17 protein-coding genes are annotated in these 17,404 nt (G+C 60.6%); 10 read left to right on the forward strand and 7 right to left on the reverse strand.

The window, feature by feature from the left end:
- Nucleotides 1-60 precede the first annotated feature (60 nt).
- The 5 genes from JJQ51_RS30745 to JJQ51_RS30765 form a co-directional block, all read right to left on the reverse strand.
- Nucleotides 61-1,233 (reverse strand): M20 aminoacylase family protein, encoded by a 1,173-nt coding sequence (locus JJQ51_RS30745; protein ID WP_269245693.1) that lies wholly within the window; start codon nucleotides 1,231-1,233, stop codon nucleotides 61-63.
- A gap of 185 nt (nucleotides 1,234-1,418) precedes the next feature.
- On the reverse strand, nucleotides 1,419-2,480 hold the full coding sequence (locus JJQ51_RS30750; RefSeq protein WP_113352067.1) for an ABC transporter ATP-binding protein: 1,062 nt from the start codon (nucleotides 2,478-2,480) through the stop codon (nucleotides 1,419-1,421).
- Nucleotides 2,477-4,024, reverse strand: coding sequence for an ABC transporter permease (locus tag JJQ51_RS30755; protein ID WP_233790154.1), 1,548 nt, complete (start codon nucleotides 4,022-4,024; stop codon nucleotides 2,477-2,479). The genes JJQ51_RS30750 and JJQ51_RS30755 overlap by 4 nt, the downstream gene beginning before the upstream one ends.
- Nucleotides 4,025-4,241: 217 nt before the next feature.
- Nucleotides 4,242-5,258: an iron ABC transporter substrate-binding protein gene (locus JJQ51_RS30760; protein ID WP_113333572.1), complete on the reverse strand. Its 1,017-nt coding sequence runs from the start codon at nucleotides 5,256-5,258 to the stop codon at nucleotides 4,242-4,244.
- Between the two features lie 119 nt (nucleotides 5,259-5,377).
- A complete protein-coding gene (locus JJQ51_RS30765; protein ID WP_173002579.1) occupies nucleotides 5,378-6,262 on the reverse strand; it encodes a LysR family transcriptional regulator in 885 nt (294 codons plus the stop codon).
- A gap of 98 nt (nucleotides 6,263-6,360) precedes the next feature.
- Between JJQ51_RS30765 and JJQ51_RS30770 the strand changes: the two genes are divergently transcribed.
- Nucleotides 6,361-6,768 (forward strand): CidA/LrgA family protein, encoded by a 408-nt coding sequence (locus tag JJQ51_RS30770; protein WP_113390784.1) that lies wholly within the window; start codon nucleotides 6,361-6,363, stop codon nucleotides 6,766-6,768.
- Nucleotides 6,755-7,459 (forward strand): LrgB family protein, encoded by a 705-nt coding sequence (locus JJQ51_RS30775; RefSeq protein ID WP_113390783.1) that lies wholly within the window; start codon nucleotides 6,755-6,757, stop codon nucleotides 7,457-7,459. The genes JJQ51_RS30770 and JJQ51_RS30775 overlap by 14 nt, the downstream gene beginning before the upstream one ends.
- A gap of 57 nt (nucleotides 7,460-7,516) precedes the next feature.
- On the opposite strand, the gene JJQ51_RS30780 is transcribed toward JJQ51_RS30775, so the two are convergent.
- Nucleotides 7,517-8,854 (reverse strand): MFS transporter, encoded by a 1,338-nt coding sequence (locus JJQ51_RS30780; protein ID WP_095433551.1) that lies wholly within the window; start codon nucleotides 8,852-8,854, stop codon nucleotides 7,517-7,519.
- Between the two features lie 392 nt (nucleotides 8,855-9,246).
- On the opposite strand from JJQ51_RS30780, the gene cyoA reads away from it, so the two are divergent.
- The 5 genes from cyoA (at nucleotide 9,247) to JJQ51_RS30805 (ending at nucleotide 14,402) form a co-directional block, all read left to right on the forward strand.
- Nucleotides 9,247-10,365: a ubiquinol oxidase subunit II gene (cyoA, locus tag JJQ51_RS30785; protein WP_113352072.1), complete on the forward strand. Its 1,119-nt coding sequence runs from the start codon at nucleotides 9,247-9,249 to the stop codon at nucleotides 10,363-10,365.
- Nucleotides 10,366-10,412: 47 nt separating this feature from the next.
- The gene (cyoB, locus tag JJQ51_RS30790) at nucleotides 10,413-12,416 is read left to right on the forward strand and encodes a cytochrome o ubiquinol oxidase subunit I (protein WP_069610896.1); all 2,004 of its coding nucleotides are present in this window, start codon (nucleotides 10,413-10,415) and stop codon (nucleotides 12,414-12,416) included.
- A 5-nt stretch (nucleotides 12,417-12,421) separates the two neighbouring features.
- The gene (gene cyoC / locus JJQ51_RS30795) at nucleotides 12,422-13,051 is read left to right on the forward strand and encodes a cytochrome o ubiquinol oxidase subunit III (protein WP_095433549.1); all 630 of its coding nucleotides are present in this window, start codon (nucleotides 12,422-12,424) and stop codon (nucleotides 13,049-13,051) included.
- Nucleotides 13,048-13,452: a cytochrome o ubiquinol oxidase subunit IV gene (gene cyoD / locus JJQ51_RS30800; RefSeq protein WP_113390782.1), complete on the forward strand. Its 405-nt coding sequence runs from the start codon at nucleotides 13,048-13,050 to the stop codon at nucleotides 13,450-13,452. Before cyoC ends, cyoD begins: the two co-directional genes overlap by 4 nt.
- Before the next feature lie 185 nt (nucleotides 13,453-13,637).
- A complete protein-coding gene (locus JJQ51_RS30805) occupies nucleotides 13,638-14,402 on the forward strand; it encodes an SURF1 family protein (RefSeq protein WP_113352073.1) in 765 nt (254 codons plus the stop codon).
- A gap of 545 nt (nucleotides 14,403-14,947) precedes the next feature.
- Here JJQ51_RS30805 and JJQ51_RS30810 read toward each other — a convergent pair.
- Complete coding sequence (locus JJQ51_RS30810) at nucleotides 14,948-15,514, reverse strand: histidine phosphatase family protein (protein WP_113390780.1); 567 nt, start codon at nucleotides 15,512-15,514, stop codon at nucleotides 14,948-14,950.
- 242 nt (nucleotides 15,515-15,756) lie between these two features.
- Between JJQ51_RS30810 and JJQ51_RS30815 the strand changes: the two genes are divergently transcribed.
- Genes JJQ51_RS30815 through JJQ51_RS30825 form a run of 3 tightly spaced genes read left to right on the forward strand, consistent with a single transcriptional unit; the run spans nucleotide 15,757 to nucleotide 17,374 of the window.
- Entirely contained in the window at nucleotides 15,757-15,966 is a 210-nt protein-coding gene (locus tag JJQ51_RS30815) for a CbtB domain-containing protein (protein WP_015338334.1), read from the forward strand.
- Nucleotides 15,967-15,978: 12 nt separating this feature from the next.
- Nucleotides 15,979-16,719 (forward strand): CbtA family protein, encoded by a 741-nt coding sequence (locus JJQ51_RS30820; RefSeq protein WP_269245694.1) that lies wholly within the window; start codon nucleotides 15,979-15,981, stop codon nucleotides 16,717-16,719.
- 34 nt (nucleotides 16,720-16,753) lie between these two features.
- Entirely contained in the window at nucleotides 16,754-17,374 is a 621-nt protein-coding gene (locus tag JJQ51_RS30825) for a hypothetical protein (RefSeq protein ID WP_269245695.1), read from the forward strand.
- Nucleotides 17,375-17,404: the final 30 nt, after the last annotated feature.

The following is a 17,404-nucleotide window of genomic DNA, read 5'->3' on the forward strand; positions in this document are numbered from 1 at the left end:
TCAAACTCTCAAGCTGCGGTGATACAGGATGTACTGCAGTGAGGCACGTTGAGAATCGTCTCACTGCTCTCTCAATTCCTGCTCGACCAGTGTCGTCCAGAAGGCCACGCCGGAGGCGATCGCCTCGTCGTTGAAATCATAGGCGGTATTGTGATGCAGGGCACCGTCAACGGCGGGGCCATTGCCGAGCCAGACATAGCAGCCGGGGGCGTTCTGGCCGAAAAAGGCGAAATCGTCGCCGGCTGTCGATGGCGGAAAGCGGGTCAGCGCATTCTCGCCGAAAACAGTCGTCGCAGCTTGCAGCGCCCGCGCCGTGGCATCGGCATCGTTGACGACGGGCGGGATGCGGCGCTCGAATTGATAGTCGACGGCAATGTTGAACATGGCTGCAGTCCCATGCGCCAGACGACCGATCTCCTCTTCCAGCTGATCGCGGACCTCAGGCGTATAGGCGCGCGCCGTGCCGCCGATCTCGACCGTATCTGGTATCACATTCAGCGCCTTGGGATCGCCCGCCTGTAGCGAGCAAGCGCTGACGACGGCTGGCTGCAGCGGATCGACGACGCGGCCGACGATGGTTTGCAGCGCGGAAATGAAGGTTGCTGCCGCCGTGATCGGGTCCTTGCCGAGATGCGGCTTGGCGCCGTGGGTTCCGGTACCGCGGAAGGTGATGCGCCAGCTGTCCGACGAGGCAAGCTGCGGCCCTTCGACAACGGCCATCTCGTCGACCGCGAGACCGGGCATATTGTGCAACCCGTAAACGGCATCGCAGGGAAAGAGATCGAAAAGGCCTTCGTCCACCATGCGCTTGGCACCACCTCGACCTTCTTCGGCGGGCTGGAAGATGAAATGCACCGTGCCGGAAAAGCTGCGCGTGGCCGCCAGATGACGAGCGGCACCGAGCAGCATGGTTGTATGGCCATCATGCCCGCAGGCATGCATCTTGCCCGGAATGGTGGATTTATACGGGCGATTGGCCTTTTCCGGCATGGCGAGTGCATCCATATCGGCGCGAAGGCCGATGCGACGCGTGCCATTGCCGACCTGCAGCGTGCCGACGACACCGGTCTTGCCGAGGCCGCGATGCACCGTCAGCCCTGCCTCTTCCAGCAAAGTGGCGACGATGCCGCTGGTGCGCTCCTCCTCGAAGCCGAGTTCGGGATGGGCATGAAGATTGCGGCGAAGCGAGGTGAGGAAAGGAAGATCCGGCTCGATCTCGTCGGGAAAAGACATGGTAAGGTTCCTTCGGCATGGCGCATGATGATGGCGTGCCTAAAGCGCACCGAGATCTTTCAGATTCGCTTCTTGCGCTTTAGGATCTTGATTTGACGCAGGTCGTTGTCGCAAAACCGCTGCACACTTTTGCGCGACATGCTTTATCTTCCCGAAAGCATCGCCTGCTTCAACCCAAATGACGCTCAGGCCGTGAGCTTGTTGAAGACATGTGCCTTTCCGATGACGCTCACTGAAACCATGCTGCCGACCTCGGGCAGGCCGACGCCGGAGCTCTTGATATTCAAGGTCTCGGAGCCGTTGGCATTGGAGAGTACAACCGTAACGGCGCAGACGGCACCGCCGAATTCGATTTCCGTGACCTTGCCGATGCAGGCAGCTCCCGCTCCGGCCTCATCAATGGCCTCGAGGCGCAATTGCTCGGGCCGCAACATGATGTCGGTGCGTCCCTGGCGATTATCGGCATCGACCGCAATCTGCCCGAGGACGCATTTGGCAGACCCTTTGTCGAGATCAGCCGAAAGTACGATGGCATCGCCGAGAAAGAGCGCAGTCTCGCGATCCCTGGGGCTGAGATAGAGCGCCTGCGGCGTGCCGGCCTGTATGAGCCTGCCCTCGCGCAGGACAGCAACCTGATCGGCAAAGGACAGCGCCTCCGCCTGATCATGCGTCACCAGGACCGCGGTGATGCCGGCGATCTGCAGGACACGGGCGACGGCCTTGCGCATGTTTTCGCGCAAGCCGGTATCGAGAGCGGAAAAAGGCTCGTCGAGCAGCATCAATCGCGGCTTGCGGCCGAGCGCACGGGCAAGCGCGACGCGCTGCTGCTGGCCGCCGGAGAGCTGATGCGGGCGGCGATCGAGCATGCCGCGGTCGAGTTCGACCATATCGATGAGAGCATTGATGCGCTGATCGCGGTCGCGCGCGCCGCGCTCCATGCCGAAACCGATATTCTCCGATACGCTCAGATGCGGGAACAGGGCACCGTCCTGCGAGACGATGCCGATGCCACGGCGGTGCGCCGGCACGATGGCTTCGCCATCGGCCAGGGTCTCGCCCTGCAGCACCACTTGGCCCGCATCGGGAACCTCGAAGCCGGCGATGATCCGCAGCAGCGTCGTCTTGCCCGAACCGGACGGGCCGACGATCGCGGTGCGGCTGCCAGCAGCCACCGTGAGATCGATATTATCGAGCGCATGCACGGGGCCGTAGCGTTTGCTGATGTTCTTGATTGCCAGAAAGGTCATTGTCCGGCCGTTCGCTTGGATTGCACGTAAAGGAGAAGGGTGAGCGGCAGCGACAGGACGACCATCATGAAGGCGTAGGGTGCTGCGGAAACATAATCGATCTCGCTGGTCAGCGACCAGAATTTCGTCGCCAGCGTTTCCGTACCGTTGGGAGAGAGCATCAGCGTCGCCGTCAGCTCGTTGGTGATGCCAAGCGCGACCAACGCGACGCTCGCGGCAAAGCCGGGCGCGGCAAGCCGCATGGTGATCTGCCGCACCGCCTGCGCTGGCGTGCGGCCGAGCGCCATGGCTGCACGCTCAAGCTCGACGGGCGCCTGGGCGATGCTGGCGCGCAGGCCGACCATGGCACGCGGCAGGAACAGAAGCACATAGGCGAGCAGCAGCGTCGCAAAGGTCTGGTAGAGCGGCAGGATCAGCCGGACGGTGATCGACACCAGGGCCAGGGCGACGACGACGCCGGGCAGCGAGCCGACATAATAGTGGCATGCTTCGAGAATGCGCTGCAGCCGGCCGGGCGCACGCACCGACAGCCATGCCATGGGGGCTGCTGCAATGGTGGCAAGAAGGCCTCCGGCGATCGCGAGAAGAATGGTCTGCAGCAAGGCCGAGCCGACCGTATCGATCCGCCAGACGTCGGCACCGCCAAGATAAAGCCAGCGCGCCAAGGTGACGAAGGGAATGCCGAGGGTCAGCGCAGCCGTGACGATGGGCAGCGCGACCGCGGGAACGACGAACCAGCCGAGACGACGGCGATCGGCGGGGCGGGCGGCACCCGAGCCGATACGGGCATAGCGCTCGTTGCCACGCACCAGCACCTCGATGCCGAGCAGCAGCAGGCAGCAGAAGACCAGCACGCCGCCGAGCATGTTTGCCGCTGGGCTGTTATAGGCGGACTGAAACTGGTCGACGATCGCCGTCGAGAAGGTATCGAAGCGGATCATCACGTAGAGGCCGTATTCCGCCAGGAGATGCAGGCCGATCAGCAGCGAGCCGCCGCAGATGGCGAGGCGAAGCTGCGGCAGGATTGCGCGGAAGAAAACGCGCCAGGGGCCGAGGCCGAGCGAGGCGGCGGCGTCCTCGATCGCCGGATCGAGCCGGCGCAGGGCGGCCGCGACCGGCAGGTAGAGGAAGGGAAAATAGGCGAGCACCGAGACCAGCACGCCACTCCAGAGCCCGCGCATGCTCGGCACGAGGCTGACCCAGGCATAGCTGTGCACGAAAGCGGGCACGGCAAGCGGTGCCGCCGCAAGCCAGGACCAGAGGCGCGCGCCCGGAATATCGGTGCGCTCCGTCAGCCAGGCGAGCGTGACCGCCAGCAGGATGGAAAGAGGGATGGTGCAGACTTCGAGCAGGACGGTATTGACGAGCAGCTCGCCGACGCGATTGCGGAAGATGAGCGCTATGACTTCGGCCCAGCCTGTGTCGATCGTGATCCAGACGATGAAGCCGAGGGGCACGAGGCTCAAAAGCGCGACGACGGAAGCAAGGGCGACAACGGAGGCATGCCGGACGCGGCTGCGGGGGGCAGCCGTCAACGGGGGCATTCGCATGGCGGCAGGCTCGCCGGCATATGTGTTTTTCTGCAGCAAATCCGAGCTGCCTTTCACGCCCTGAAATAGGAAGGCAACCGCCGTTGACGGCGATTGCCCGATCGGTCGGCCTTAAAGGCCATCCCATGCCCCTAGCAGGGCATGCGACTGCGATGCAAGAGCAAAGCCCGGCCGAACGCGCGCGAAAGGCGCTACGGGACGGGCTTTCGCCTTAGATGAGACCAGCTTCCGTCATCAGATCGGTGACCTTCTTGCTATTCAGCTTCGAAGGCTCGATCTTTGGAGCCTGCAGGTCGGGAATCGGCACCAGCTTCGGATTGGAAGCTTCGCCGTTGCCGACGGCATATTCATAGGAATCGCCATCGCGCAGAACGGCCTGACCGCCCTTGCCGGTGATCCACTTCAGGAAAGCCTGCGCTTCCTTCTGATGCTGGCTGGATGCCAGGACGCCGCCGCCGGAGATGCTGACGAATGCACCCGGATCCTGGTTCTTGAAATAGTGCAGCGAGACATTCTTGCTGTTTTCGCCGGTCTTGGCCTGATCGCCGAACCAGTAATAGTGATAGATGACAGCGCCTTCGATCTCGCCGGCATTGACAGCCTTCATCGCGACACTGTTGCCCTTGTAGAAGCTCGCATTTTCCTTCATCGCCTTCAGCCAGGCACGGGTCGCGTCTTCGCCCTTCAGTTCCAGCAGCGCGCTGACGATCGCCTGGAAATCGGCGCCGGCCGGCGAAGCGCCCCAGCGGCCCTTCCACTTGGGATCTGCGAGATCGAGTAGAGATTTCGGCAGATCGGCTTCCTTCAGCTTGGTCTTGTCATAGGCGAAAACGGTGGAACGCGCGGCGACACCGACCCAGTTGCCATCGGCAGCCTTGAAGGTTTCCGGCACCTGGGCGAGCGTGGCGGCATCGACGGGAGCGAAGAGCTTGTTGGCATCGACCAGCGTCATGCCAGGGGAATTTTCCGTCAGATAGACGTCAGCGGGAGAGGCAGCACCTTCCTGGACGATCTGGTTGGCAAACTGCATATCGCTACCGTTGCGGATCGTGACCTTGATGCCGGTTTCCTTGGTGAAGCCATCCGCCCAGGCCTGCGTCAGCGCTTCATGTTGAGCGTTGTAGACGACGATGCCTTCGGAATCGGCGGCATTCGCCATCATCGGAGCAACCGCAAGGCCCGCGGCGAGCGCCAGCGCACTGGTGAGATGTGAAAAGGAAAAAGTCATTAAGTCCTCTCGCTTGGAAACCACCGCCTGCAGCGGCAATGGAATAGCCTATATTTTTCCTGACCGTTTATTTCAAGTTTACGGTCGTTCCCGCTTATCACAAAAGTTTGAGAATAGAGTCAAGATTTCGCCGCTATCTCAGCAGCGAGGTCGAGCCAGGCGCGACCGGCATGTGACAGATATCCGCCGCGCCGCCAGATCCAGGCCATGTTCCACTCCATGCCCGGTTCGACGACAAGCGCATGGGCGATGCCCGAACGCTGGCGCTGTTCGGCGATCAGCCGCGGCAGGAAACCTACACCGAGGCCCGCAGCGACCAGTTCGACAATGAAATTGATCTGGCTCGAGCGCGCGGCAATGTCAGGCGCAAAGCCAGCCGCGCGGCAGGCGTCGAGAATGATGCCGTTCAGCGCGAAGCCGGTTTCGAAGAGGAGAAAGGGATTGTCCTTGAGTGCCGCCAGCGGCACCGTTTGCTGCCCGGCGAGAGGATGCGCCGACGGTAGGAGGACATGCATCGGCTCGCAGCGCACGGTCTGCCACTCGAAGACATCGGGCATCGGCAACAGCGAGGCGCCGAGATCGACCTCATCGGCCAGTACCATTTCCTCGAGCCGCTTGGCGCCCTGCTCCACCAGTCTGATCTCTATGCCCGGATAACGATTGCGGAAGACGGCGAACACCGGAGCGAAGAGGGCATCATTGCCGATCGGCGGCAAGCCAAGCCGCAGGGCGCCGCGCGCGAGCCCACGAAGCTCCGACAATTCAGCCAGCAGATCGTCGCGCCCGGCAAGGATCGCAATTGCCCGACGATAGACCACCTCACCAGCATCGGTCAGGGTCACGCGATGGCCAATGCGGTTGAGCAGCGGCAGGCCAAGCTCGTCCTCCAGCTGGCGCACGGCTTTGCTGACGGCCGATTGCGTGGTGAACACCATCTTAGCGGCTTCCGAAAAGCCGCCCTGGCGCACCACTTCGACGAAGGCTTTCAGTGTCCGAAGCTCCATAAGTATTCCTTACAGGACTTGATTTTATGAAATCAATTCATTTTCTTCATGGAGAGGAAGCGCCTATTGTCAGGTCAAGAGATTTTCCCGAGCCTTCCATGCGTATCAATCCAAAGAATCATCCGAAATTGAGCTGCCTCGCTCAGATCCTGCTGCTGCTTGCCTTCTGGCAAGCGGGCGAAGCCATTGTCCGCCTGGCACATCTGCCAATACCCGGCGCCATCGCCGGCATGCTGCTGGTGCTGGTACTGTTTACGAGCGGTAAAGTGAAGCTGGCGAGCATGAAGCGTGGCGCGGAGTGGTTTCTCGCCGAAATGCTCTTGTTCTTCGTGCCGGCGGTGCTGGCTTTGCTCGATCATGGCGAATTCATCGGCATCATCGGGTTGAAAGTGCTTACGGTGATCTTCGCCGGCACCATCATCGTCATGGGTGTCACCGCGATAGCGATCGATTTCGGCTACCGGCTGATGATGCGCCAGGGGGCCTCAAGCCATGTCCAGCATTGAAAGTCTCGCAGCCGGCCTGTTCTGGCCGTTGGCGACGATCGGACTTTATTATCTTTCCAAGACGCTCTATCGGCATCGGCCTTCGCTCTGGCTGTCACCGCTGGTGGCTGCACCTGCTATCTTGATCGTGCTCGCACTGGCACTGCACGCAAATTACCAGGATTATATGCATGACAGCCGCTGGCTGCTCGCGCTGCTCGGACCGGCGACAGTGGCTTTTGCAGTGCCGATCTACGAGCAGCGGGGCCTCATCAAGCGGTATTGGCCGGTCCTGCTGTTCGGCGTAATCGTCGGCAGCGCCACGGCCATGGTTTCGGCCTGGGAGCTTGCAAGCCTTCTCGGCCTCGACGAGAGCCTGCGGCTCAGCCTGATGCCACGCTCGGTCAGCACGCCGTTCGCCATGGTGGTTTCAGGCGATATCGGCGGCGTCCCCAATCTGACAGCCGTCTTCGTCGTCATCACCGGCCTGTTCGGCGCCATGGTCGGCCAGGCACTGCTACGGCTGCTGCCACTGAAGTCGGGCATGGCCCGTGGTGCGCTTTACGGCATGGGGGCCCATGGCATCGGCGTCGCCAAGGCGCATGAGATCGGCCGCGAGGAAGGATCGATCGCCGGTCTCGTCATGGTGCTGGTGGGATTGACGAACGTGCTAGCGGCGCCGCTGATCGCGTGGCTCCTGCATTCAGCCTGAACGAAAAAGGCTGCGGCACTTTCATGCCGCAGCCTTGTTTCATTTCGCGAATCTGACTTAGTTGTCGCGCGTCTCCAGCGTTTTGCTGAAGAAGATGGCGACCAGCGTGCAGACGACGCCGGAGAGCAGATAGAGGCTGGTGTAGACGAGGCCGAACTGGCTGGAGAGGGCAAGCGCCACGAATGGCGCGAAGCCGGCACCGATCAGCCAGGAGAGATCCGACACCAGGGCCGAGCCGCTGTAACGATAGTTCTGGCTGAAGCGGGAAGCGCTGGCGCCCGCCGCCTGACCGAAGGAGAGGCCGAGCAGCGTGAAGCCGAGAACCACGTAGATGTGGCGGCCAGTCGCGCCGCCATCGAGCAGCCAGGGTGCCACGAAGGCGAAGCAGGCGATCAGCACCGCGCCGATGGCGAGCTGATTGCGGCGGCCAATCCGGTCGGCGAGCATACCGGAACAGATGATGGCGAGAATGCCGCAGATCGCGCCGAGGAACTCTACCAGCAGGAACGAACCGGGAGTCTGCTCGCTGTAAAGCGTCACCCAGCCGAGCGGGAAGACGGTCACGAGGTGGAAGGTCGCAAAGCTTGCCAGCGGCACGAAGGCGCCGATCAGGACATCGCGGCCATGCACGCGCAGCAGCTCCGTCATCTTCACGGGCTCAAGCTCATGACGCTCCAAGAGCGTGCCGAACTCCTCGGTGGCGACCAGGCGCAGACGGGCAAAGAGCGCGACGACGTTGACGGCGAAGGCGCAGAAGAAGGGATAGCGCCAGCCCCAATCCAGGAAGTCCGCCGTCGTGAGACTCGTGACGAAATAGGCAAACAGAGCGCTTGCCAGCATGAAACCGATCGGGGCGCCGAGCTGAGGGATCATCGCATACCAGCCACGATGGTTTGTCGGTGCGTTAAGCGCCAGGAGCGAAGCCAAGCCGTCCCATGCACCACCAAGTGCAAGGCCCTGACCGATGCGGAAAATGGCAAGCAGGATGATTGCGTAGACACCGACTTCCGAATAGCCGGGGAGGAAGCTCATCGCAGCCGTCGAGCCGCCAAGCAGGAACAGCGCGATCGTGAGTTTTACCCCGCGCCCGTAGCGCCGGTCGATCGCCATGAAGATGAACGAACCGATCGGGCGGGCGATGAAGGCCAGCGCGAAGACCAGGAAGGAAAGCATCGTGCCATGCAGCGGGTCGGCGAAGGGGAAGATGAGCTTCGGGAAGACCAGTACGGATGCAATGGCATAGACGAAGAAATCGAAGAATTCCGACGTGCGACCAATGATCACGCCGATGGCGATATTGCCGGGTGCGACCGAGCCCCCCGCATGCATGCTGCGGGCATCGCTCTCCAGAGTTGAAGATGTGGGGTTCAGTGATTCATGCGTTACGCTGACCATGCGCGGGAGCCTCCCTCTCCGAGCACGAATTCCTCCACGAATTCGCGCGTAATGAAAATGTCGATCAAACGTGCGAACATATCAAGTATCCAGCATGAAATAATTCGCAAATTAGCAATCGGTCGAGCCATTATCTGCCTTTGGCGCCGCGTTCCGGACGAAGAAAAACCGCCGGTGATGGCCATTTGTTCCGATCCAGGTATATTAGCGCCGGCAAAAGCGAACTGCCTGATAGAAAACCTTCTGGATTTCTGAGGGTTTTCCCGATACGTGGGACAGCATTCCATACCGCAATGCACTCAAGCTTGCTGCGGTGCGACGAAACACCTCATATCGTTCATGACCGCCGTCCTTTAGTCGCGGTAGGGTCGAAACAAAAAGAGCTTTAAGACGTGCCAAGACTATCGAAGATTTTCAGCCGTTTATCCGTCATCCCTTTGTTTTTGCTGCTCTCAGGTTGCAATCTGGTGGTGATGGCTCCCTCCGGCGATATCGCTATGCAGCAGCGAGACCTCATCATCGTCTCGGTCGTGCTGATGCTGATCATCATCATCCCGGTGATCTTCCTGACGCTGCTCTTCGCTTGGAGATACCGCCAGTCGAACAACGAGGCGACCTACGAGCCGGAGTGGCATCATTCGACACGTCTGGAGCTGGTCATCTGGTCCGCTCCGCTTGCCATCATCATCGCGCTCGGCGCGGTGACCTGGATCAGCACCCATCAGCTCGACCCCTACCGCCCGCTCGATCGCATCGCCGCCGACAAGCCGCTTAGCGCCGACGTCAAGCCGCTGACGGTGGAAGTGGTCGCGCTCGACTGGAAATGGCTCTTCTTCTATCCGGAATACGGCATCGCCACCGTCAACGAGATGGCGGCTCCCGTCGACCGCCCGATCAACTTCAAGATCACAGCCTCCTCGGTGATGAACTCCTTCTTCATCCCGGCGCTGGCAGGCCAGATCTACGCCATGCCGGGCATGGAGACGAAGCTCCACGCCGTCATCAATCATCCCGGCGAATTCCAGGGCCTGTCGGCCAACTATAGCGGCGCCGGCTTCTCGAACATGCGCTTCAAGTTCCACGGTTTGGATCAGGCCGGTTTCGACCAGTGGGTCCAGAAGGCAAAGAGCCAGGGCACGGCGCTCGGCCGCCAGGAGTACCTGGCGCTTGCCAAGCCCAGCGAACGCGAGCCGGTGCGCTACTTCAACGCCGTCGACGATGGTCTCTACAACGCCATCCTCAACATGTGCGCCGATCCGAGCAAGATGTGCATGAGCGAGATGATGCATATCGACGCCAAGGGCGGCGGCGGCAAGGAAAGCCACGAAAATCGCGAGCGCCTGATCTATGACAATCGCGACGGTGCCTCGGCCGAAGTTACGCCGGTCAAGGCCGACGGCAGCGCCAGCCACACCATGCAGCATGGCGACAACTCCATGCAGGGCATGGATATGGGCAACGGCTCTTCTTCCGATTCGTCGACCGGTTCGGCGCAGCATCAGGGTCATTGATCCGGTGCGCTCAATAACAAGACATTCATAAGGGACAGAGGCAATCCATGTTTTCCAACCCGGACCTCTATAAATTCATCTTCGGTCGGCTGACGCTCGACTCGATCCCGTATCACGAGCCGATCCTCGTCGTGACCTTCATCGGCGTCGCCATCGGCGGCATCGCCGTCCTCGGCCTGCTGACCTATTTCCGCCTCTGGGGCTACCTCTGGAAGGAATGGTTCACCAGCATCGACCACAAGAAGATCGGCATCATGTATGTCGTGCTGGCGCTGATCATGCTGCTGCGCGGTTTCTCCGATGCGCTGCTGATGCGCCTGCAGCAGGCGATCGCCTTCAACGGATCCGAAGGTTATCTGCCGCCGCATCACTACGACCAGATCTTCACGGCGCATGGCGTCATCATGATCTTCTTCGTGGCGATGCCCTTCGTCACCGGCCTGATGAACCTCGTGGTGCCGCTGCAGATCGGCGCCCGCGACGTTTCCTTCCCGTTCCTCAACAACTTCTCGTTCTGGATGACGACGGCGGGCGCGATTGTCATCATGATTTCGCTCTTCATCGGCGAATTCGCGAAAACCGGCTGGCTGGCTTATCCGCCGCTTTCCGGCATCGCCTATAGTCCCGACGTCGGCGTCGATTATTACATCTGGGGCCTGCAGGTCGCGGGTATCGGAACGACGCTTTCGGGCATCAACCTGATCGCCACCATCGTCAAGATGCGCGCGCCGGGCATGACCTTCATGAAAATGCCCGTCTTCACCTGGACGTCGCTCTGCACCAACATCCTGATCGTTGCGTCCTTCCCGATCCTGACCGCCACGCTCGCTCTGCTGACCCTCGACCGCTACGCCGGCACGAACTTCTTCACGAACGACCTCGGCGGCAATCCGATGATGTATGTCAACCTCATCTGGATCTGGGGCCACCCGGAAGTCTACATCCTGATCCTGCCGGCCTTCGGCGTCTTCTCGGAAGTCGTCGCCACCTTCTGCGGCAAGCGCCTCTTCGGCTACGCCTCGATGGTTTACGCCACCTGCGTGATCATGATCCTCTCCTACCTCGTCTGGCTGCACCACTTCTTCACGATGGGCTCGGGCGCCAGCGTCAACTCCTTCTTCGGCATCACGACGATGATCATCTCGATCCCGACGGGTGCGAAGCTCTTCAACTGGCTGTTCACGATGTATCACGGCCGCATCCGCTACGAGCCGCCGATGCTGTGGACCGTCGGGTTCATGGTGACCTTCACCATCGGCGGCATGACCGGCGTCATGCTCGCCGTTCCGCCGGCCGACTTCGTGCTGCACAACTCGCTGTTCCTGATCGCCCACTTCCATAATGTGATCATCGGCGGCGTGCTCTTCGGCATGTTCGCGGGCGTCAACTACTGGTTCCCGAAGGCCTTCGGCTTCAAGCTGGATCCGTTCTGGGGCAAGATGAGCTTCTGGTTCTGGCAGATCGGCTTCTGGTTCGCCTTCATGCCGCTCTATATCCTCGGCCTGATGGGCGTCACCCGCCGTGTCAGCCAGTTCGACGATCCGTCGCTGCAGATCTGGTTCATCATCGCCGCTTTCGGCGCCGGTCTCATTGCCATCGGCATCGCCTGCTTCCTCATCCAGCTGGCCGTCAGCTTCATGAAGCGCGAAGAGCTTCGCGATCATACCGGCGATCCCTGGGGCGGCCGCACGCTGGAATGGTCCACCTCGTCGCCGCCGCCGGCCTACAACTTCGCCTTCACGCCGATCGTCTACGATCACGACGCGTGGTGGGACATGAAGAACCGCGGCTATGTCAGGCCGACCGAAGGCTTCATTCCGATCCACATGCCGAAGAACACCGGCACGGGCATCATCCTCGGCGTTCTCTCCATCGGCTTCGCATTCGGGATGATCTGGTACATGTGGTGGCTTGCCGCCATCACCTTCGTCGCGATGATCGTCATCACGATCGGCCATACCTTCAACTACAAGCGCGACTACCACATCCCCGCCGACGAGGTCGTTAAGACCGAGAACGAGCGTACGAAACAGCTCGCAGGACAGGTGTAAGACTTATGACGACCCCAACCGCACACGCTCCCAAGGATGGCGAAACACCCGCCTTCTACATGACGGAAGAGCATCATCCGGAAGGCAGCACCATGCTGGGCTTCTGGATCTACATCATGAGCGACTGCCTGATCTTCGCAGTCCTCTTCGCCACCTTCGCCGTGCTCGGCCACAGCTATGCGGCCGGCCCGTCGCCGGCCGACCTCTTCGAGCTGCCGCTCGTCGCCCTCAACACGGCGATGCTGCTCTTCTCCTCCATCACCTATGGCTTCGCCATGCTGGCAATGGAGAAGGATAACAAGTCGGGCACGCTGATGTGGCTGACGATTACGGGCATCTTCGGCGCCCTCTTCATCTTCTTCGAACTCTATGAGTTCTATCACCTGATCCTCGACGGTGCCGGCCCGCAGCGCAGTGCCTTCCTGTCCGCCTTCTTCACGCTGGTCGGCACGCACGGTCTGCACGTCACCACCGGTATCGTCTGGCTGATCACGCTGATGGTGCAGGTCGGCCGCTATGGATTGATCCCGGAAAACAAGCGCCGCCTGATGTGCCTTTCGATGTTCTGGCACTTCCTGGACGTCGTCTGGATCGGCGTGTTTTCTCTCGTCTACCTCATGGGAGTTCTCGGATGAGCTCGAACGCTAACCATTTGCATCATTCCGGCGACGCCCACGGCCACGATCACCATGGCGGCCACGAGGCGGCGCACGGCACCTTCAAGAGCTACATGACGGGGTTTATCCTCTCCGTCATCCTGACCGCCATTCCCTTCTGGCTGGTCATGGCCAAGGTCATCCCCGATCCGGCCGTCACCGGAGCGATCGTCATGATCCTCGGTGCGATCCAGATCGTCGTGCACATGATCTACTTCCTGCACATGAACACCCGCTCAGAAGGCGGCTGGAACATGATGGCGCTGATCTTTACGATCGTGATCGTCATCATCGCGCTGTCCGGCTCGCTCTGGGTCATGCATCACCTCAACGCGAACATGATGCCCATGTCGCCCGAGATGATGCGCAACATGCCGTAAATTCGAACGGCGGGCCTTCAGGCGAAGGCCCGCCCTCTTCCGGCGTGAAATCCGCCGGGTGCTGCGCGTTGCATGCTTGAAATGCCGAAAGCCGCAGCCAAATCTTCCCGACCGCGCATGATCTTCAGCGAAGAGAATTGAACCTCCCGAAATCATGCGGCAGCGCCTCCCCGGAGATCAGCGCCATGACCGATATTTCCTCGAACACCTCTCAGGGCAAGCCGCGGACGACGCTGACCCTGGTCATCTGGGTGTCGCTGCTTCTGCTTCTGACGGCCCTCCTCATCGGTCTCGGCACCTGGCAAGTGAAGCGGCTGCATTGGAAGCTGGATCTGATCGCCCGGGTCGATGCACGCGTGCATGCTCCGGCGGTTCCGGCTCCCAGCACCGCAGAGTGGGCGGACGTCACGGCCGAAAACTCCGAATACAAGCATGTCCAGGCAAGCGGCACTTTCCTCAATGACAAGCAAGTGCAGGTCTATGCCTCGACCGCTCTCGGCGCAGGCTATTGGGTGCTGACGCCGCTAAAGCTTGCAGATGGCACGATCATCATCGTCAACCGTGGCTTCGTGCCAACCGAGAAGCGCAATCCGGCGACGCGCGCCGAAGGCGAGATTTCCGGTGAGACCACCGTTACCGGCCTATTGCGTATCAGCGAGCCCAAAGGCACGCTGCTGCGTTCAAACGTGCCGGCGGAGGAGCGCTGGTATTCGCGCGACGTGGCAGCCATCGCCGAGGCCCGGGGGCTGCAGAACGTGGCGCCCTACTTCATCGATGCCGACGATGCGAAAAATCCCGGCGGATTGCCCGTGGGCGGGCTGACGCAGATCACCTTCCACAACAGCCATCTCGTCTATGCCATCACCTGGTACGGACTGGCCGCCATGACATTAGGGCTGGCAGTCTATCTCGTCTATTTCGAGCGGCAGCGGGCAAAAGTGGCTCGTTGATCGCCACCCTTTGCTTTCACGTAATTTCCGACGCGAAACCGCGCTTTTGCTGAAACTACTCAAAGGTCTGTGGAGATTCATCGTGAATTAAGGGCGGCTGCGGCGAGATGGGTGATAGCACCATTAATGCCGTGTGGATGGGAATGTTATGATCGAAGTTGGATTCGGCGATGGTTTGAACAAAAGATGAAGGTGCTGAAGCAGCAGTCTTGAGTTAGCGCTCCTCACGATAGATAGTGTCAAGTAATAGCCTGGAAATATTCAAAATAATGGATTGGTTCCCTATAGTCTTCATTACGTTCAAAGTTCTCGTGTTGGGCACGGGCATGTTCTTCGCCATCAAATGGCATCATGATCAAGGAAAGAAGAAATAACGAAACCAGCGAATCGTAAGCGCCTGCCGAACACAGCTTGTCACTGCCGCTACGTACCGGATCGGTTGGTTGCAGACAATACGACGCCATCTTCGCCCATTGGGTGTCAGTCAGAATAAGCGGTCCATCAAAGGCTTGAATCACATCAAGCCAATGTGAATCCCACAGACCTTAGATCGATATCTTCGGGAAGCGAAGCTGCCAGCGCCGGCCGTCGCTCGTCATTTCGACAATCCCGAACGGCTCGACATCAACAGCCCAGAATGCCGCAGGCGGCGCCTGCAAGGCCTGCAGAACGGCAGAGCGAATGACGCTCGCATGGGTGATGACGACGATATGGCCGGCATCCTCGATATGATTTCCCATCCATTCGCTGACACGTTTCATGACCGACAAGAGGGCTTCGCCGCCATGCGGCGCGACCGACGTGTCCGTCATCCAGAGCGCGAGGGACTCCGCATCCCTTTCATGCAGTTCGGCTAGTGATTGCCCCCGCCAGTCGCCATAATCGCATTCGCGCAAGGCGACATCCGGGATAGCGTCGAGACCGAGGACCGCGGCGGTCTGGCGCGCGCGCAGAGCCGGGCTCGCCCAGACCCGATCGATCGCCCCCAGCCTGAAGGATAAGGATTGAGCCTGCTGAGCCGCCTTCGCCTCCAAGGGTTCGTCATCCGGAAAGCAGCCATTCCGATTGGCTTGCGTTGCCCCATGGCAGATCCAGCTCAAACGCGTTTTCATGAAACTCCTCTATTCCATCCCCTGGTGCGCTCTTGTCGCGATTTCGCATCGCAGTGGCGCTTGATTGACAATTATATTTGCAGATAGCTATAAACTTGCACTTGCGGGTGTGGAAGCCGGTGGAATCCCGGCGCGGTCGCGCCACTGTAATCGATGACGGAAACTTCGCCCTCGAGAGCCAGACCCTTCCCGCAAGAACCCTTCCGCAAATGGAACGCGCTTTTCTTAACGAGGGAAATACAATGTCCGACACCACTTTCGCCCCATCCGCAGTTCCGCAGCCGATTCCGCTCGGCCAAATCCTGCCCTGGGCCATTTTCGCCGGCCTGCTGATGCTGCTCGCGATCTATTTCATCGGCGCGGAAGAAGGCGCGACCTCGCTCATCTCGGGCATGTATGTGCACGAATTCGTGCATGACGCCCGTCACCTGCTCGGCTTCCCCTGCCACTAAGGGGTCAAGAACATGGTTGGACGTCTTTTGCTCCGCGGCATGATCGTCGGGGCCCTGGCAGGTATTTTCGTTTTTGCCTTCGCCCACATCTTCGGCGAACCGCTGGTCGACTGGGCCATCGGCTTTGAGGAAAAGGCCGCGCAGGCGGCCGGCGAAGCGCCGGAGCCGGAAATCGTCAGCCGCGCCACGCAGGCTGGCATCGGCCTCTTCACCGGCAGCGTGATCTTTTCGACCGCAATCGGCGGATTGTTCGCACTGGTCTTCTCGTTCGTCTACGGCCGCATCAGCCCCTTGGGTGCGCGCGGCACGGCGGCGCTGCTCGCGCTCGCCGCTTTCATGACGATCTCGCTCGTGCCCGACATCAAATATCCGGCAAACCCGCCGGCCGTCGGCAATCCCGATACGATCGGCGCAAGAACCGAGCTGTTCTTCATCATGATCGTTGCCTCCATCGTCGGCATGATCGTCGCCGTGGGCTTCGGTCGCAGGCTGGCGGCACGTTATGGTTCCTGGAACGGTGCGATCATTGCCGGCATCGGCTACATCGTCTTCATCGCGCTGATCCAATACCTGCTTCCCTCAATCAACGAAGTGCCCGAGCAATTCTCGGCCGTCGTACTCTGGCGCTTCCGCATCACGTCGCTCGGTATGCACGCCATTCTCTGGGCGACGCTCGGCCTTGCCTTTGGAGCCTGGGCGGAACGCCAACTGCCGCAGACACGCTACCGCAATGCCAGCCTGCGCCGGGCCTAGCGTGATAAGTAGATCGCATCCCGCGCATGGCAACATGCGCGGGGCACGCCAACATCCAGGCGCCATCCTGCTTGCAATCTTTCTCATGCTGTCGAGCTGGCCGGCTTCGGTCGCGGCGCATGGCGGCTCCTCCGGCAGCCAGGCCGGCATCCCGATTCCCAGTCTCACCCATGGCGAGATGGCTGTGATCGCTCCCTATTACGGGCGGATCATTTCGCTTGCCGAGAGCATATCGGATACCGACGAAACCTTCCGCCGTCTCCTGAACTTCGCGCAGATCCAGCGCGCCTATTGCCTCTGGGGCCTTATGCCGGGCAGCGTCAGTGATGAGGAAAGCCCGTTTAACGAATGCTCCCATGCTTACCTCGCTGCAGCGAAAGCGGTGCTGCTGCAGATGCGTGCCATGAGAGTGGAGAAGGCATCGGTCGTCGATCTCGTCTCTGATATCGACGCAGCACTCGTGCGCAACAATCTCTCGCTCGTCCTGTGCAAATTCAGCGGCGAGAGCTTTAACACGGCCGATCTCATCCGGCCTGCGCTTGCCGATATCGCACTCCATGTGAAAAGCCTTGCCGCGATCTTATCGGCCAGCCTGCTCGTTCTTGCAGGGCTCTGGCTCGGAGCGCGCGCGTTACGGCTGCAAGCTCAGCCTTAGGAAGGCATTTTTTCGGAACTGCCCTCAACA

Origin of the sequence: Rhizobium sp. AG207R, from assembly GCF_027109195.1 — a bacterium.
GTDB lineage: Bacteria > Pseudomonadota > Alphaproteobacteria > Rhizobiales > Rhizobiaceae > Rhizobium > Rhizobium dioscoreae.

What these genes read in the sequence shown, in the direction of transcription:
- JJQ51_RS30765 (WP_173002579.1), bottom strand. Translation starts at nt 6,262, where the DNA reads ATGGAGCTTCGGACACTGAAAGCCTTCGTCGAAGTGGTGCGCCAGGGC.
- JJQ51_RS30755 (WP_233790154.1), bottom strand. Translation starts at nt 4,024, where the DNA reads ATGCCCCCGTTGACGGCTGCCCCCCGCAGCCGCGTCCGGCATGCCTCC.
- JJQ51_RS30780 (WP_095433551.1), bottom strand. Translation starts at nt 8,854, where the DNA reads ATGGTCAGCGTAACGCATGAATCACTGAACCCCACATCTTCAACTCTG.
- JJQ51_RS30815 (WP_015338334.1), top strand. Translation starts at nt 15,757, where the DNA reads ATGTCCGACACCACTTTCGCCCCATCCGCAGTTCCGCAGCCGATTCCG.
- cyoC (WP_095433549.1), top strand. Translation starts at nt 12,422, where the DNA reads ATGACGACCCCAACCGCACACGCTCCCAAGGATGGCGAAACACCCGCC.
- cyoB (WP_069610896.1), top strand. Translation starts at nt 10,413, where the DNA reads ATGTTTTCCAACCCGGACCTCTATAAATTCATCTTCGGTCGGCTGACG.
- JJQ51_RS30810 (WP_113390780.1), bottom strand. Translation starts at nt 15,514, where the DNA reads ATGAAAACGCGTTTGAGCTGGATCTGCCATGGGGCAACGCAAGCCAAT.
- JJQ51_RS30750 (WP_113352067.1), bottom strand. Translation starts at nt 2,480, where the DNA reads ATGACCTTTCTGGCAATCAAGAACATCAGCAAACGCTACGGCCCCGTG.
- JJQ51_RS30775 (WP_113390783.1), top strand. Translation starts at nt 6,755, where the DNA reads ATGTCCAGCATTGAAAGTCTCGCAGCCGGCCTGTTCTGGCCGTTGGCG.
- JJQ51_RS30820 (WP_269245694.1), top strand. Translation starts at nt 15,979, where the DNA reads ATGGTTGGACGTCTTTTGCTCCGCGGCATGATCGTCGGGGCCCTGGCA.
- JJQ51_RS30745 (WP_269245693.1), bottom strand. Translation starts at nt 1,233, where the DNA reads ATGTCTTTTCCCGACGAGATCGAGCCGGATCTTCCTTTCCTCACCTCG.
- JJQ51_RS30805 (WP_113352073.1), top strand. Translation starts at nt 13,638, where the DNA reads ATGACCGATATTTCCTCGAACACCTCTCAGGGCAAGCCGCGGACGACG.
- JJQ51_RS30770 (WP_113390784.1), top strand. Translation starts at nt 6,361, where the DNA reads ATGCGTATCAATCCAAAGAATCATCCGAAATTGAGCTGCCTCGCTCAG.
- cyoD (WP_113390782.1), top strand. Translation starts at nt 13,048, where the DNA reads ATGAGCTCGAACGCTAACCATTTGCATCATTCCGGCGACGCCCACGGC.
- JJQ51_RS30760 (WP_113333572.1), bottom strand. Translation starts at nt 5,258, where the DNA reads ATGACTTTTTCCTTTTCACATCTCACCAGTGCGCTGGCGCTCGCCGCG.
- JJQ51_RS30825 (WP_269245695.1), top strand. Translation starts at nt 16,754, where the DNA reads ATGCGCGGGGCACGCCAACATCCAGGCGCCATCCTGCTTGCAATCTTT.